Below are 409 nucleotides of genomic sequence, written 5' to 3' on the forward strand. Positions count from 1 at the left end.
TCAAAAGAAGAATTAAAGCCTGATCTGTTAGGAATACTGTTCATATTAAATTTCGGAATTTAATTCAACCATAATTAAAGTAATCCTTAAGTAAATTATTCAAAAATTGATTAGTAGAAATACTATTTTTTTGCTAAAGATTTAGATGGATTTTCAAAATTGTTGGAGGCAAATTTTTCTAAACTTTCTAGTCTTGAAATAAGATTTTGATTTACAGTCTGAAATTTTGTATTTTTGATCTGAAGTTCAGATATTAGTTTTGCTTGTTGATTTAAAAGAGCTGTTAATTCTTGAATTTGTTTTGAATTTTTATTTTTAATTTGATTAATTGTTTTAATCCTTGATTGTAATGGTCTAATTTCTTCTGTTTTGTTCAACTTTTTTTTATCAACCTTACCTAGTTTGAATA

At 23.5% G+C, this 409-nt stretch carries 1 protein-coding gene; it reads right to left on the reverse strand.

Translation table 11 applies throughout. The features are described from left to right. Positions 1-122: 122 nt before the first annotated feature. Positions 123-409 (reverse strand): hypothetical protein (locus AMO19_RS01905; protein WP_218836797.1); only part of this gene is annotated, 287 nt, incomplete at its 5' end.

The sequence above is a fragment of the Prochlorococcus marinus genome (assembly GCF_001180245.1).
Taxonomy (GTDB): Bacteria; Cyanobacteriota; Cyanobacteriia; order PCC-6307; family Cyanobiaceae; genus Prochlorococcus_A; species Prochlorococcus_A marinus_F.